Annotated in this window: 10 protein-coding genes and 1 pseudogene; 4 read left to right on the plus strand and 7 right to left on the minus strand. The window is 73.8% G+C overall.

The window, feature by feature from the left end; translation table 11 throughout:
• Positions 1-299: 299 nt before the first annotated feature.
• The 3 genes from SZN_RS29485 to SZN_RS29495 form a co-directional block, all read right to left on the minus strand.
• Positions 300-1,457 (minus strand): acetyl-CoA C-acetyltransferase, encoded by a 1,158-nt coding sequence (locus SZN_RS29485; RefSeq protein WP_007502176.1) that lies wholly within the window; start codon positions 1,455-1,457, stop codon positions 300-302.
• A gap of 17 nt (positions 1,458-1,474) precedes the next feature.
• Positions 1,475-2,104: a TetR/AcrR family transcriptional regulator gene (locus tag SZN_RS29490; protein ID WP_007502177.1), complete on the minus strand. Its 630-nt coding sequence runs from the start codon at positions 2,102-2,104 to the stop codon at positions 1,475-1,477.
• A gap of 175 nt (positions 2,105-2,279) precedes the next feature.
• Positions 2,280-3,065: an SDR family oxidoreductase gene (locus SZN_RS29495; RefSeq protein ID WP_007502178.1), complete on the minus strand. Its 786-nt coding sequence runs from the start codon at positions 3,063-3,065 to the stop codon at positions 2,280-2,282.
• A gap of 165 nt (positions 3,066-3,230) precedes the next feature.
• Here SZN_RS29495 and SZN_RS29500 point away from each other — a divergent pair, with 165 nt between their 5' ends.
• The gene (locus tag SZN_RS29500) at positions 3,231-4,370 is read left to right on the plus strand and encodes an acyl-CoA dehydrogenase family protein (protein ID WP_007502180.1); all 1,140 of its coding nucleotides are present in this window, start codon (positions 3,231-3,233) and stop codon (positions 4,368-4,370) included.
• The gene (locus SZN_RS29505) at positions 4,370-5,338 is read left to right on the plus strand and encodes an acyl-CoA dehydrogenase family protein (RefSeq protein ID WP_007502182.1); all 969 of its coding nucleotides are present in this window, start codon (positions 4,370-4,372) and stop codon (positions 5,336-5,338) included. The genes SZN_RS29500 and SZN_RS29505 overlap by 1 nt, the downstream gene beginning before the upstream one ends.
• Positions 5,339-5,382: 44 nt before the next feature.
• Here the strand turns inward: SZN_RS29505 and SZN_RS43560 are convergent, their stop codons facing one another.
• The 4 genes from SZN_RS43560 to SZN_RS29525 all read right to left on the minus strand — a co-directional run bounded on the left by SZN_RS43560 (position 5,383) and on the right by SZN_RS29525 (position 12,950).
• Positions 5,383-5,634 (minus strand): hypothetical protein, encoded by a 252-nt coding sequence (locus SZN_RS43560; RefSeq protein ID WP_007502184.1) that lies wholly within the window; start codon positions 5,632-5,634, stop codon positions 5,383-5,385.
• Positions 5,635-5,792: 158 nt separating this feature from the next.
• Positions 5,793-7,253, minus strand: coding sequence for a glutamate synthase subunit beta (locus SZN_RS29515; protein ID WP_007502186.1), 1,461 nt, complete (start codon positions 7,251-7,253; stop codon positions 5,793-5,795).
• Positions 7,246-11,844: a glutamate synthase large subunit gene (gene gltB / locus SZN_RS29520; RefSeq protein ID WP_078509004.1), complete on the minus strand. Its 4,599-nt coding sequence runs from the start codon at positions 11,842-11,844 to the stop codon at positions 7,246-7,248. The genes SZN_RS29515 and gltB overlap by 8 nt, the downstream gene beginning before the upstream one ends.
• Before the next feature lie 374 nt (positions 11,845-12,218).
• Positions 12,219-12,950, minus strand: coding sequence for a VIT1/CCC1 transporter family protein (locus tag SZN_RS29525; RefSeq protein WP_007502188.1), 732 nt, complete (start codon positions 12,948-12,950; stop codon positions 12,219-12,221).
• A 270-nt stretch (positions 12,951-13,220) separates the two neighbouring features.
• On the opposite strand from SZN_RS29525, the gene SZN_RS29530 reads away from it, so the two are divergent.
• Entirely contained in the window at positions 13,221-14,285 is a 1,065-nt protein-coding gene (locus tag SZN_RS29530; protein ID WP_007502189.1) for an ADP-ribosylglycohydrolase family protein, read from the plus strand.
• Positions 14,282-14,564, plus strand: a pseudogene (locus SZN_RS42040) (hypothetical protein); the annotation flags it as partial. The gene SZN_RS29530 and the pseudogene SZN_RS42040, both read left to right, overlap by 4 nt.

Raw genomic sequence — 14,564 nt, forward strand, 5'->3', positions numbered from 1 at the left:
GCCCAACCGGTCCCGGCGGTGGCGGGACGGCCCAACCGGCCCCGGCGGTGGCGGGACGGCCCAACCGGCCCCGGCGGACGCGGGACGGCCCAACCGGCCCCGGCGGACGCGGGGCGAGCCAGTCCCCGGCAGGCCCCGCCTGCCCGCCCGGCCCAGCAGGGCGCGTGGGCGCGTCCGTCGGGGCGCGTCCGTCGGGGGCGGGTCCGTCGGGGCACACCTGTAAGGCGCGCCCGGTCCCCGTACGCCCGTCAGAGACGCGCCCCGCTCCCGCGCGCCCGTCCGCTCGCGCCCGGCCACGCTCAGAGTCTCTCGATGATCGTCACGTTCGCCTGGCCGCCGCCCTCGCACATCGTCTGGAGTCCGAACCGTCCCCCGCGGCGCTCCAGTTCGTGCAGCAGGGTCGTCATCAGCCGCACGCCGGTCGCCCCGAGCGGATGCCCGAGGGCGATGGCCCCGCCGTTGACGTTGACCTTGGCGGGGTCGGCGCCGGTCTCCTTCAGCCAGGCCAGGACGACCGGCGCGAACGCCTCGTTGATCTCGACCAGGTCGATGGCGTCGAGCGAGAGGCCGGTCTTCTTCAGGGCGTGGGCGGTGGCGGGTATGGGGGCGGTGAGCATGCGGACGGGGTCCTCGCCGCGCACCGAGAGGTGGTGCACCCGCGCCCGGGGCGTCAGCCCGTGCTCGCGCACCGCCCGCTCCGAGGCGAGCAGCATCGCCGCCGCCCCGTCGGACACCTGCGAGGAGCAGGCCGCGGTGACCGTGCCGCCGTCCAGGACCGGCTTGAGGGCGGCCATCTTCTCCAGGGAGGTGTCCCGGCGCGGGCCCTCGTCCACGGCGACCGGCCCGTAGGGCACGATCTCCCGCTCGAAGCGGCCCTCGTCGACGGCCCGCAGCGCCCTGCGGTGGGAGCGCAGCGCATACTCCTCCTGGTCCCGGCGGCCGATCCCCCACTTCGCGGCGATCATCTCCGCGCCGGCGAACTGGTTGACGGGCTTCTCGCCGTACCGGGCCCGCCAGCCCTCGCTGCCCGCGAACGGCCCGGCGGTGAGCCCGAGCGGCGCGGCGGCCTGCCGGGTGGCGAAGGCGATGGGGATCATCGACATGTTCTGCACCCCGCCGGCCACCACCAGGTCCTGGGTGCCGGAGAGCACGGCCTGCGCCGCGAAGTGCACGGCCTGCTGCGAGGACCCGCACTGCCGGTCCACGGTCACACCGGGCACCTCCTCGGGCAGTCCGGCCGCCAGCCATGAGGTCCGCGCGATGTCGCCGGCCTGCGGCCCGACCGCGTCCAGGCAGCCGAGGACGACGTCCTCGACGGCTGCCGGGTCGATGTCCGCGCGCTCCACGAGCGCCCGCAGCACATGGGCGCCCAGGTCGGCCGGGTGGACGGCGCCGAGCCCGCCTCCCCGCCGCCCCACGGGCGTCCGGACCGCTTCGACGATGTAGGCCTCGGCCATGGCAACTCCCTCATCCGTCAGGGCACGTCAACGGCTCTCTCGCGCAGGGCGATCCCGTCCAGCACCATCGACAGGTACTGCCGGGCGATCTCCTCGGGGCTGTGCTGTCCGCCGGGCCGGTACCAGGACGCGGCGACCCACACCGTGTCCCGGACGAACCGGTAGGTGAGCCGGACGTCGAGGTCGGCCCGGAACACCTCGGCCGCGACGCCGCGTTCCAGCGTCGCGAGCCACGCCTTCTCGAACCTGCGCTGCGAGTCGGCGAGGAACGCGAAGCGGTCCTGCGCGACGAGTCGGCGGTTCTCCTTCTGGTAGATGGCGACGGCGGCCCGGTGCCGGTCGATCTCCCGGAAGGACTCGGTGACCAGCGCCTCCAGCGTCCCGCGCGGGCCGAGTCCGGCCGCCAGGACGGCGTCGTAGCCGGCCCAGAGCTCGTCGAGGAAACCGCGCAGGATCTCCTCGAGCATCGACTCCTTCGAGTCGAAGTGGTAGTAGAGACTGCCCGCGAGCATCCCGGCGTGGTCGGCGATCTTGCGGACGGTGGTGGCGTTGTAGCCCTGCTCGGCGAAGACCTCGGCTGCGGTGTCGAGGAGTTCGCGGCGCCGCGCGGCTGCCGCGGTCACCTGGGGCTTCTTCTTGGTCGGCACCGGTCCATTGTCGTCCTCGCACGTCTCGCCGGTGCTGTGGCCGGGAGGGTTCCCGGTCCGCGACGTCCGGCACGGCACCTCGCGGCGTTGCCGCCTCGCCCGAGTACGTCCCGTACACGGGTGACGCTCCGCCTTGGACGCCGCGAGCCTGCGGCGCACCCTCCCGGCCACAGCACTAGGCGTGCTGGCTGCTGACGGCGACGATCTCGCCGGTCATGTACGAGGAGTAGTCCGACGCCAGGAACACGATCACGTTGGCGACCTCCCAGGGCTCGGCGTACCGTCCGAGGGCCTCGCGCGCGGTCAGTTCCCGGAGCAGGCCGGGGGTGGTGACCTTGGCCAGGTGCGGATGCACGGCGAGGCTCGGGGAGACCGCGTTGACCCGGACGCCGTACTCGGCCGCCTCCATGGCGGCGCAGCGGGTCAGCGCCATCACGCCGGCCTTGGCGGCGGCGTAGTGCGCCTGCCCGGCCTGGGCGCGCCAGCCCACCACGGAGGCGTTGTTGACGATCACTCCGGAGCCCGTGCCGCGCATCCGGCGCAGGGCGGCGCGGGTGCAGCGGAAGGTGCCGTTCAGCGTGACGTCGAGGACGGCGGACCACTGGGCGTCGGACATGTCGGCGAGGGGGGCGGTCCCGCCGAGCCCGGCGTTGTTGACGACCACGTCGAGCCGGCCGTGCTCCTGTTCGGCGGTGTCGAACAGGTCCTGGACCTGCGCCTCGTCGGTGACGTCGCACACGGCGGCGCTCACCCGCCCCGTGAACTCCCGTGCCAGTGCGGCCTCGTGCTCCTTCAGGCGCCGGGCGTGGGCGTCGCTGATCAGCACGCGGGCGCCCTCTTCGAGGAAGCGGCGCGCGCACGCTCCGCCGATGCCCGTGCCGGCGGCGGCGGTGACGACGGCCGTGCGCCCGCGGAGCAGCCCGTGCCCGGGAACGTACGCCGGCACCTCGACGTGTGTCATGGCAGCACGCTAACCTACCAAACACTTGTTAGGGAAGAAGTGACCGGAGAAGAGCCGCCGGAGAACGACGGCCGGGGCAGGGCGTCCCGGGGCAGGGCGTCCCGGGGCAGGGCGCCCTGGGCGGTGCCGGGGAGCAGCAAGCAAGGGGAGCAAGGGAGCGCGACCGTGGACCTCACCCACACCGCCGCCGACGAGGCGTTCCGCGCCGAGGCCCGCGCCTGGCTGCGCGCGCGTGTGCCGCGGGATCCGCTGCCCTCCCTGGAGACCGGGGAGGGCTTCGCCGCGCACCGGCGCTGGGAGGCGGAGCTGGCCGGGGCGCGCTGGTCGGCCGTCCACTGGCCCGAGGAGTACGGCGGCCGGGGCGCGTCCCTGGTGCGCTGGCTGCTGTTCGAGGAGGAGTACTGGGCGGCGGGCGCGCCCGGCCGCGTCAACCAGAACGGCATCAGCCTGCTGGCCCCGACCCTCTTCGACCACGGCACCGCACACCAGCGCGCGCGGGTGCTGCCGTCGATGGCCACCGGCGAGGTCGTCTGGGCGCAGGCGTGGTCGGAGCCGGAGGCGGGCTCGGACCTGGCCGCCCTGCGCGCGCGGGCGGTGCGCGCGGACGGCGGCTGGCTGCTGTCCGGCCACAAGACGTGGTCGTCGCGGGCGGCCTTCGCGGACCGCGCGTTCGGGCTGTTCCGCACCGGCCCGGACACGGACCGGCCCCACGAAGGGCTGACGTATCTGATGTTCGACCTGCGGGCGCCCGGTGTCACGGTCCGCCCGATCGCCCGGCTCGACGGCCTGCCGGCCTTCGCCGAACTGTTCCTGGACGAGGTGTTCGTGCCGGACGAGGACGTGATCGGGGAGTGCGGCCAGGGCTGGCGGATCGCGATGTCGACGGCGGGCAACGAACGCGGGCTGATGCTGCGCTCCCCCGGCCGCTTCCTCGCGGGCGCGGAGCGGCTGCACCGGCTGTGGCGGGAGCGGGGCCGCCCCCGCGCCGCCCGGGACGGGGTGGCCGACGCGCTGATCGGCGCGCGCGCCTACCAGTTGTTCACCTACGCCGCGGCGGCCCGTGTCCTGGACGGCGAGCGGCTCGGCCCGGAGTCCAGCCTGAACAAGGTGTTCTGGTCGGAGTACGACGTCGCCCTGCACGAGACGGCCCTGGACGTGCTGGGCGCGGACGGCGAGGCGGCCGACACGGACTGGGCCGAGCGCTATGTCTTCTCCCTGGCCGGCCCCCTCTACGCCGGGACGAACGAGATCCAGCGCGACATCATCGCCGAGCGCCTGCTGGGCCTGCCGAGGGGGCGGCGCTGATGCGGTTCCTCCTCGACGCCGAGCAGCGCGCCTTCGCCGCCTCGCTGGACGCGATGCTCACGGCCGCGGACACCCCGTCGGTGGCCCGGGAGTGGGGCCGGGGCGAGCGTACGCGCGGGTGTGCCCTGTGGTCCCGGCTGGCCGGGGCGGGCGTGTTCGCGCTGGCGGTGCCCGAGAAGCACGGGGGGCTCGGCCCGCGGCCGGTGGAACTCGTCGCGGCCTTCGTGGAGTTGGGCCGGCACGCGGTGCCGGGGCCGCTGGCGGAGACGGTCGCCGCGGCCGTGCTGCTCGCCGACCTGCCCGAGCCGGGCCCGGCCGAACGGCTGCTGCCCGCGCTGGCCTCGGGTGCGGCGATGGCGTCGGTGGCGTGGCGGGGCGGGTTCGCGCCGGACGGCGACGCCGCCACCGTGCGCCTCGCCCTCGGGCCGGACGGCCTGCGGCTGTCTCCCGGTCCCGGCCGGGTGCGCCCCTCCCTGGACCCGGCCCGCAGGCTCGCCGCCCTGGAGCCCGGCGGCGCGCTGCTGTGCGCCGACCCGCCCACCGCGCGGGCCCTCGGCCACGCCCGGCTCGTCACCGCCGCGCAGGCGCTCGGCGTGGGGCAGGCCCTCCTGGCGCGGACCGTGGCCCATGTCGGGCGGCGCACCCAGTTCGGCGTGCCCGTGGGTTCCTTCCAGGCCGTCAAGCACCGGCTGGCCGACGCGCGGATCGCCCTGGAGTTCGCCCGGCCGCTGGTCCTGGGCGCCGCGCTGACCCTGGACCGCCGCGACGTCGCCGCCGCGAAGGTCGCCGCCTGCGAGGCCGCGTACGGCACCGCCCGCGCCGCGCTCCAGCTGCACGGCGCGATCGGCTACACCGCGGAGGACGACCTGTCGCTGTGGCTGACCAAGGCGCGCGCCCTGCTGAACGCCTGGGGCGCCCCGGCGCAGTGCCGCGCCGAGGTCCTGCTCGGCGCGGGTGACCGCCGGTGAGTTCCGGCGCTCCTCCCGGGCCGGCGTCACGATCCGGGCCCGCGTCACGATCCGGGCCCGCGGCCCGCTCGGCGCCCGCGGCCCGCTCGGCGCCCGCGCGAGCCGGTGCGGTGTGCGCGGTGGCGTTCTCGGGCGGGCGGCACGATGCCCCGGGCCCGCGCCGCCGCCAGCCGGCCGCAGACCGCGGCCCGCGCCCCGTCGAGCCGGTGCTTGCGCTGCGAGACGCCGGCGCTCTTGTGGAGGTCGACCAGCGCGGGCGCGCGCTCGCGCACCGTGTCGGGACCGATCGGCGGCATCCGGTGTCCCCCTCGCACGTCGCCCCGGGCAGCCGAGGAGTCGGCACCCCGCGAGGGCGCGCCGGGGAAAGACGGCGGCGCCTGCCCGGTCGTCCGGTCGGGGACAGGGGGCAGGCGCCGCCGGTGTTCCGTACGCCGTTGTACGGGACGCGCGGTGATCAGACCGTCAGGGAGCGGTCCGTCGGGCGGATGGGGGCCGGCAGGTCGCTGGCGCCGGTCAGGAAGCGGTCGCAGCCGTGGGCGGCCGAGCGGCCCTCCGCGATGGCCCACACGATGAGCGACTGGCCGCGGCCGGCGTCACCGGCGACGAACACGCCGGGCACGTTGGTCGCGAAGTCCGCGTCACGGGCGATGTTGCCGCGCTCGTCGAGCTCCAGTCCGAACTGCTCGACCAGGCCGTTGTCCCGGTCGGTGCCGGTGAAGCCCATGGCGAGGGTGACCAGCTGGGCGGGGATCTTGCGCTCGCTGCCCGGCTTCTGGGTGAGCCTGCCGTCGGCGAACTCGACCTCGGCCAGGTGCAGCCACTGGACGTTGCCGTCCTCGTCGCCCTCGAAGTGGGTGGTGGAGACGGAGTAGACCCGCTCGCCGCCCTCCTCGTGCGCGGAGGTCACCTTGTAGAGCATGGGGAAGGTCGGCCACGGCTGGTGCTCGGCGCGGTCCTCGCCCGGCCGGGGCATGATCTCCAGCTGGGTGACGGAGGCGGCGCCCTGGCGGTGGGCGGTGCCCACGCAGTCGGCGCCGGTGTCGCCGCCGCCGATGACGACGACGTGCTTGCCCTCGGCCGAGATCGGCGGGCTGACGAAGTCGCCCTCCTGGACCTTGTTGGCCAGCGGCAGGTACTCCATCGCCTGGTGGATGCCGGTGAGTTCGCGGCCGGGGACCGGCAGGTCGCGGGCGGTGGTGGCACCGGCGGCGATGACGACGGCGTCGTAGCGCTTCTTCAGGTCGGTCGCCTTGAGGTCGCGGCCGATCTCGATGCCGGTACGGAAGCGGGTGCCCTCCGCGCGCATCTGCTCGATACGGCGGTTGATGTGCCGCTTCTCCATCTTGAACTCGGGGATGCCGTAGCGCAGCAGGCCGCCGACGCGGTCGGCGCGCTCGTAGACGGCGACCGTGTGGCCCGCCCGGGTCAGCTGCTGGGCGGCGGCCAGGCCCGCCGGGCCCGAGCCGATGACCGCGACCGTCTTGCCGGACAGGCGCTCGGGCGCCTGCGGGGCGACGTCCCCGGTCTCCCACGCCTTGTCGATGATCGAGACCTCGACGTTCTTGATGGTGACCGGCGGCTGGTTGATGCCGAGCACGCACGCCGACTCGCAGGGCGCGGGGCACAGGCGGCCGGTGAACTCCGGGAAGTTGTTGGTCGCGTGCAGGCGCTCGGAGGCGGCCGCCCAGTCCTCGCGGTAGGCGTAGTCGTTCCACTCGGGGATGAGGTTCCCGAGGGGACAGCCGTTGTGGCAGAAGGGGATGCCGCAGTCCATGCAGCGGCTGGCCTGCTTGCTGATGATCGGCAGCAGGGAGCCGGGGACGTAGACCTCGTTCCAGTCCTTCAGGCGCACATCGACCGGGCGGGACCGGGCGACCTCGCGGCCGTGGTGCAGAAAGCCCTTGGGATCAGCCATTGGTCGCCGCCTCCATCATCTTCTCGGTGATCTCGGTCTCGGAGAGACCGGCTCGCTCGGCGGCGTCCTTGGCGGCGAGCACTGCCTTGTAGGTGCTGGGGATGATCTTGCTGAAGCGCTCCACCGCGGTGTCCCACTCGGCGAGCAGCTTCCCGGCGACCGTGGAGCCCGTCTCCTCCTGGTGGCGGCGCACGGTGTCGTGCAGCCACTGCTTGTCGGCCGCGTCCAGGGCCTCGACGGCGTCCACGTTGCCGGCGTTGACGTTGTCGCGGTCGAGGTCGACGACGTAGGCGACACCGCCGGACATGCCGGCCGCGAAGTTGCGGCCGGTCTCGCCGAGGACCACGGCGTGGCCGCCGGTCATGTACTCGCAGCCGTGGTCGCCCACTCCTTCGGAGACGACGAGCGCGCCGGAGTTGCGCACGCAGAACCGCTCGCCGGTGCGGCCGCGCAGGAACAGCTCGCCGCCGGTCGCGCCGTAGGCGATGGTGTTGCCCGCGATCGTGGAGTACTCGGCGAGGTGGTCGGCGCCGCGGTCCGGGCGGACGACGACACGGCCGCCGGACAGGCCCTTGCCGACGTAGTCGTTGGCGTCGCCCTCCAGGCGCAGGGTGATGCCGCGCGGGAGGAAGGCGCCGAAGGACTGGCCGGCCGAGCCGGTGAAGGTGATGTCGACGGTGTCGTCGGGCAGGCCGGCGCCGCCGAACTTCTTGGTCACCTCGTGGCCGAGCATGGTGCCGACCGTGCGGTTGATGTTGCGCACCTTGACCTGGGCGCGCACGGGCTGCGCGTCGGTCGCGGAGTCCGCGGCGAGCGCGTCGGCGGCGAGCTTGATCAGCTCGTTGTCGAGCGCCTTCTCCAGGCCGTGGTCCTGCTCGGTCAGCTGGTGGCGCACGGCCCCCTCGGGCAGCTCGGGCACGTGGAACAGCGGCTCCAGGTCCAGGCCCTGGGCCTTCCAGTGGTCGACCGCGCGGGTCACGTCGAGGGCCTCGGCGTGGCCGACGGCCTCCTTGATGGAGCGGAAGCCCAGCTCGGCGAGGAGTTCGCGGACCTCTTCGGCGATGAAGCGGAAGAAGTTCACGACGTACTCGGCCTTGCCGGAGAACCGGTCCCGCAGGACCGGGTTCTGGGTGGCGATGCCCACCGGGCAGGTGTCCAGGTGGCAGACGCGCATCATGACGCAGCCGGAGACGACGAGCGGCGCGGTGGCGAAACCGAACTCCTCGGCGCCGAGCAGCGCGGCGATGACGACGTCGCGCCCGGTCTTCAGCTGGCCGTCGGTCTGTACGACGATACGGTCGCGCAGGCCGTTGAGCAGCAGGGTCTGCTGGGTCTCGGCGAGGCCGAGCTCCCAGGGGCCGCCCGCGTGCTTGAGCGAGGTGAGCGGGGAGGCGCCGGTGCCGCCGTCGTGGCCGGAGATGAGCACGACGTCCGCGTGCGCCTTGGACACGCCCGCGGCGACCGTGCCGACGCCGACCTCGGAGACCAGCTTGACGTGGATGCGGGCCTGCGGGTTCGCGTTCTTCAGGTCGTGGATCAGCTGGGCCAGATCCTCGATGGAGTAGATGTCGTGGTGCGGCGGCGGGGAGATCAGGCCCACGCCCGGCGTCGAGTGACGCGTCTTCGCGACCCACGGGTAGACCTTGTGGCCGGGCAGCTGGCCGCCCTCGCCGGGCTTGGCGCCCTGGGCCATCTTGATCTGGATGTCGTCGGCGTTGACCAGGTACTCCGAGGTCACACCGAAGCGGCCGGAGGCGACCTGCTTGATCGACGAGCGGCGCGCGGGGTCGTACAGCCGGTCCGGGTCCTCGCCGCCCTCACCGGTGTTGGACTTGCCGCCCAGCTGGTTCATGGCGATGGCGAGGGTCTCGTGCGCCTCCTTGGAGATGGAGCCGTACGACATGGCGCCGGTGGAGAAGCGCTTGACGATCTCGCTCACCGGCTCGACCTCGTCCACGGGGATCGGCTGCCGGCCGGAGGTGAAGCCGAACAGGCCGCGCAGCGTCATCAGGCGCTCGGACTGCTCGTTCACCCGGTCCGTGTACTTCTTGAAGATGTCGTAGCGGCCGGTGCGCGTGGAGTGCTGGAGGCGGAAGACGGTGTCCGGGTCGAACAGGTGCGGCTCGCCCTCGCGGCGCCACTGGTACTCGCCGCCGATCTCCAGCGCGCGGTGCGCCGGGGCGATGCCGGAGGCGGGGTACGCCTTGGCGTGGCGGGCGGCGACCTCCTGGGCGACGACGTCGACGCCGATGCCGCCGATCTTGGAGGTGGTGCCGTTGAAGTACTTCTCGACGAAGGCCGCTTCGAGGCCGACGGCCTCGAAGACCTGGGCGCCGCGGTAGGAGGCGACGGTCGAGATGCCCATCTTGGACATGACCTTCAGGACGCCCTTGCCGAGGGCGTGGATGAGGTTGCGGATCGCCCGCTCGGCCTCGACGCCGGGCAGGAAGGTGCCCGCGCGGACCAGGTCCTCGACGGACTCCATCGCCAGGTACGGGTTGACGGCGGCGGCGCCGTAGCCGATGAGCAGCGCGACGTGGTGGACCTCGCGGACGTCGCCGGCCTCGACCAGCAGCCCCACGTGGGTGCGCTGCTTGGTGCGGATGAGGTGGTGGTGGACGGCCGCGGTGAGCAGCAGCGAGGGGATCGGCGCGTGCTCGGCGTCGGAGTGGCGGTCGGACAGGACGATCAGCCGGGCGCCGTTGCCGATGGCGGCGTCGGCCTCGGCGCAGATCTCCTCGATGCGCGCGGCGAGGGAGTCGCCGCCGCCGTGCACCCGGTACAGGCCGGACAGGGTGGCGGCCTTGAAGCCGGGCATGTCGCCGTCGGCGTTGATGTGGATGAGCTTGGCCAGCTCGTCGTTGTCGATCACCGGGAAGGGCAGGGTGACGCTGCGGCAGGACGCGGCGGTCGGGTCGAGCAGGTTGCCGGCCGGGCCCAGGGAGGAGCGCAGCGAGGTGACGAGCTCTTCCCGGATGGCGTCCAGCGGCGGGTTGGTGACCTGCGCGAACAGCTGGGTGAAGTAGTCGAAGAGCAGGCGCGGGCGCTCGCTGAGGGCGGCGATGGGCGAGTCGGTGCCCATGGAGCCGATCGGCTCGGCGCCGGCCTTGGCCATCGGTGCGAGGAGGATGCGCAGCTCTTCCTCGGTGTAGCCGAAGGTCTGCTGGCGGCGGGTGACCGAGGCGTGGGTGTGCACGATGTGCTCGCGCTCGGGCAGGTCCGACAGCTCGATCTCGCCGGCTTCCAGCCACTCGGCGTACGGCTGCTGGGCGGCGAGGCCGGCCTTGATCTCGTCGTCCTCGATGATGCGGTGCTCGGCGGTGTCGACGAGGAACATCCGGCCGGGCTGGAGGCGGCCCTTGCGGACGACCCTGGCGGGGTCGATGTCGAGGACGCCGACCTCGGAGCCGAGGACGACGAGTCCGTCGTCGGTGACCCAGTAGCGGCCGGGGCGCAGGCCGTTGCGGTCGAGGACGGCGCCGACCTGGGTGCCGTCGGTGAAGGTGACACAGGCGGGGCCGTCCCAGGGCTCCATCATCGTGGAGTGGTACTGGTAGAAGGCGCGCCGGTCCGGGTCCATGGAGTCGTGGTTCTCCCACGCCTCCGGAATCATCATCAGCACGGAGTGGGGCAGCGAACGGCCGCCCAGGTGGAGCAGTTCCAGCACCTCGTCGAAGGACGCCGAGTCGGAGGCGTCGGGGGTGCAGACGGGGAAGACGCGCTCCAGGGCCCGGTCGTCGGCGCCGAACAGGTCGGAGACCAGCTGCGACTCACGGGCCCGCATCCAGTTGCGGTTGCCGCGGACGGTGTTGATCTCGCCGTTGTGGGCGACGAACCGGTAGGGGTGGGCCAGCGGCCACGACGGGAAGGTGTTCGTGGAGAAGCGCGAGTGGACGAGGGCGACGGCCGAGGCGAAGCGGCGGTCGGACAGGTCCGGGAAGAAGGGCTCCAGCTGGCCGGTGGTCAGCATGCCCTTGTGCACGATGGTGCGGGCCGACAGCGACGGGAAGTAGACACCGGCCTCGCGCTCGGCGCGCTTGCGCAGCACGAAGGACTTGCGGTCCAGGGCGATGCCCGTGGACACGCCGTCCTCGACGAAGATCTGGCGGAAGGCGGGCATCGTCGAGCGGGCGGTGGCGCCGAGCAGCTCGGGCGCGACGGGGACCTCGCGCCAGCCGAGGACGGTGAGGCCCTCCTCGGCGGCGATCGTCTCGATCCGCGAGACGGCGTCCTGGGTGCCGTCCACCGGCAGGAAGGCGATGCCGACGGCGTAGGCACCGGCCTCGGGCAGCTCGAATCCGGCCACCTCGCGGAAGAAGGCGTCGGGCACCTGGGAGAGGATGCCGGCGCCGTCGCCCGAGTCGGGCTCGGAGCCGGTGGCGCCGCGGTGTTCGAGGTTGCGCAGAACGGTCAGCGCCTGCTCGACCAGCGTGTGGCTCGCCTCACCGGTGAGGGTGGCCACGAAGCCGACGCCGCAGGCGTCGTGCTCGTCGCGGGGGTCGTACATACCCTGCGCGGCAGGGCGAGCATCCATGAAGGACCAGTTCTGGCCGTTCGCGGAGTGCTGGGACGGCTGGCGCGGCGTACGCATCGGCTCTCCCGTCGTCGTCATCTGGCATGTGCAAGTGCCGAGGGACGACGTTGGCCCTCTGCGTGAGTGCAAAATTTCGTGCAGGTTACATGATGGGGCGGTTCTCGGAAAGCGGGATATTCCGTTCCAGCATGTGGACGCCGCGGTCGCGGCGGGGGTACCGCGCACGGCGGTGGAAGGTAGGGGGCCGCGGGAGCGAGATCGATCAGACCGGTGTCCGTCGGCCCGGGGCGAGGAGGGGTGTCGTCCCGCCTCGCGAGTGCTCCGCAGGCGTCATTGCCCACAGCGCTTACGGCTCATGCCCGGTGGTCACACATCCGAAACCAGCGGGTAACGGCTACCTATGCGTCCCGACGCATAGTCCAGCGGCCAGGTCATCCTACGGCCGTTCCGAACAGAGTGCCCAGGGCGTACGTCACACCGGCCGCGGCGCCACCGAGGGCGAGCTGCCGCAGTCCGCTGTACCACCAGGTCCGCGCGGTCACCCTGGCCACGACAGCACCGCACAGGAACAGGCCGAGGAAGGCCAGCAGCAGGGCCGGCCACAGCGCCGTCGCGCCGAGCAGGTACGGCAGGACGGGCAGCAGGGCGCCCAGCGCGAACGAACCGAACGACGACACGGCCGCGACCAGGGGCGAGGGCAGGTCGCCGGGGTCGACGCCGAGCTCCTCGCGGGCGTGGATCTCCAGGGCCAGCTCCGGATCGCGGGAGAGCTGGCCGGCGACGGCCCGCGCCAGGTCGCGATCGACGCCCCGGGCCTCGTAGAGCGCCGCGAGTTCGGCCTCCTCGTCCTCGGGGTGCCTGCGCAGCTGGCGCCGCTCGACGTCGAGCTCGGCCTCGACCATCTCGCGCTGCGAGGCGACGGAGGTGTACTCGCCCGCCGCCATGGAGAAGGCGCCCGCCGCGAGCCCCGCGAGCCCGCTCAGGACGAGGGTGCGGTGGCCGGCGTCGCCGCCCGCGACTCCGGTCATCAGCGCGAGGTTGGAGACCAGGCCGTCCATCGCGCCGAACACGGCGGGGCGCAGCCAGCCGCCGGTCACGTCCCGGTGCGTGTGGTTGTCGCGGTGCGCCTCGTGCAGCGCGGCCTCGGTCTCGATGATCGCCATCAGGCATCCCCCAGAAGCTGGACACGGTTGTCTTTAGACACATTCTATTCTTCGACAACTCATAACCTACGCCGGGAGATTCCCCTTCGCCAGCAAGGAAAGGCTGCGCTTACCTGCGGTTTTGTCGAGATCGCTCATACGTGCCGAGTGCCGCACAAATGTCGACCGGGTGACAGTGGGGCTTTCGAGGCTCAGGTCAACCGCCGACGGTGGGACACATCCGCAAAGGGCTCCGCGCCCTGGGCGGAGCCCCCCGAGGAGAGGCCGCGCATGCCATCGATCGCCTGCACCGAACCGGTCCCGGCCCCCGGGGACGCCGTCGGACCACGGGACCGGGCGCGCGGCGCGCTGCTGGGCCTGGCGGTCGGCGACGCGCTGGGCGCCCCCGCGGAGAACATGAAGCCCTCCGAGATCCGCGCGCGCTGGGGCCGTATCACCGGTTTCGTCAGCGACAACCCCTGCGGCACCGACGACACCGAGTACGCGATCTTCTCGGGCCTGCTGCTGGCCCGGCACGGCTCCGCGCTCACCCCGGCGCATGCGGAGGGGGCCTGGCACCAGTGGATCGCCGACCGGGCCGAGGGCCCGTTCCGGGGCGCCGGGTTCAGCGAGCGCGGCACCCTGGAGAACCTCCGCCGGGGTCTCGCGGCCCCGATCTCCGCACAGCACCGCCACGCCTGGAGCGACGGACTCGCCATGCGGGCGGCCCCGTTCGGCGTGTTCGCGGCGGGCCGCCCCGCCGAGGCCGCCCGGCTGGTCGCGATCGACGGCTCGGTGAGCCACGACGGCGAGGGCATCCACGGCGGCCGGGCGGTGGCGGCGGGCGTGGCGGCGGCGATGGCGGGGGCGCCCACGACGGCCGTGGTCGCCGCGGCGCTCGCGGTCGTGCCGGACGACTCCTGGACGGCCCGCTCCCTGCGCCGCGCCGTGACGGCCGCCCCCCTCGGCGAACGGGCGGTCCGCTCGGCCGTCGTCATCGGCGGCTACCCCTGGACCGACCTCGCCCCCGAGGCGGTGGCGCTGGCCTTCGGGGCGTACGCGGCGGCCGACGGCGCCTTCGTGCAGGCGGTGCTGACGGCCGTGAACATGGGCCGCGACGCGGACACCACGGCGGCCGTGGCGGGGGCGCTGGCGGGCGCGACCCAAGGCGAGTCGGCGATCCCGGCGCACTGGGCGGCGGCGATCGGCCCCGCGCGCGGCAGCTGCCTGCCGTCCATGCGCGGGCACCACGTCCTGGACGTGGCGGAACTGCTCGTGCCGGGCGAGGACAGGAAGTGGGTGACGGCGGGCCCCTCGGCCGCGCCCGCGCCCCCGGCCGAGGGAGCCCCCCGATGACCCCGCCCGTGCCCTGCCCCTGGGACCAGCCCCACCCGCCGGCCCCGCCAGCCCCGCCGGCCCCCGCCGGCGACTCCCTCTCACCTCCGTCCGGCGATCCGGGTACCTCCGCCGCCCCCGCGCCACCGCCCCCTCCCGGAGCCGCCCGCCCGCACCCGCCGCCCGGCGCCGAACCCGTCCTGCTCGCCCGCTCCCCCGCCCCGGTCCCCGCCGGCGCCGCCCTCCTGACCCGGCCGCCGTACGTCCCCGGCGACCCCGCGCCGTACGTCCCCGGCGACC

Origin of the sequence: Streptomyces zinciresistens K42 (genome assembly GCF_000225525.1) — a bacterium.
Classification (GTDB): domain Bacteria; phylum Actinomycetota; class Actinomycetes; order Streptomycetales; family Streptomycetaceae; genus Streptomyces; species Streptomyces zinciresistens.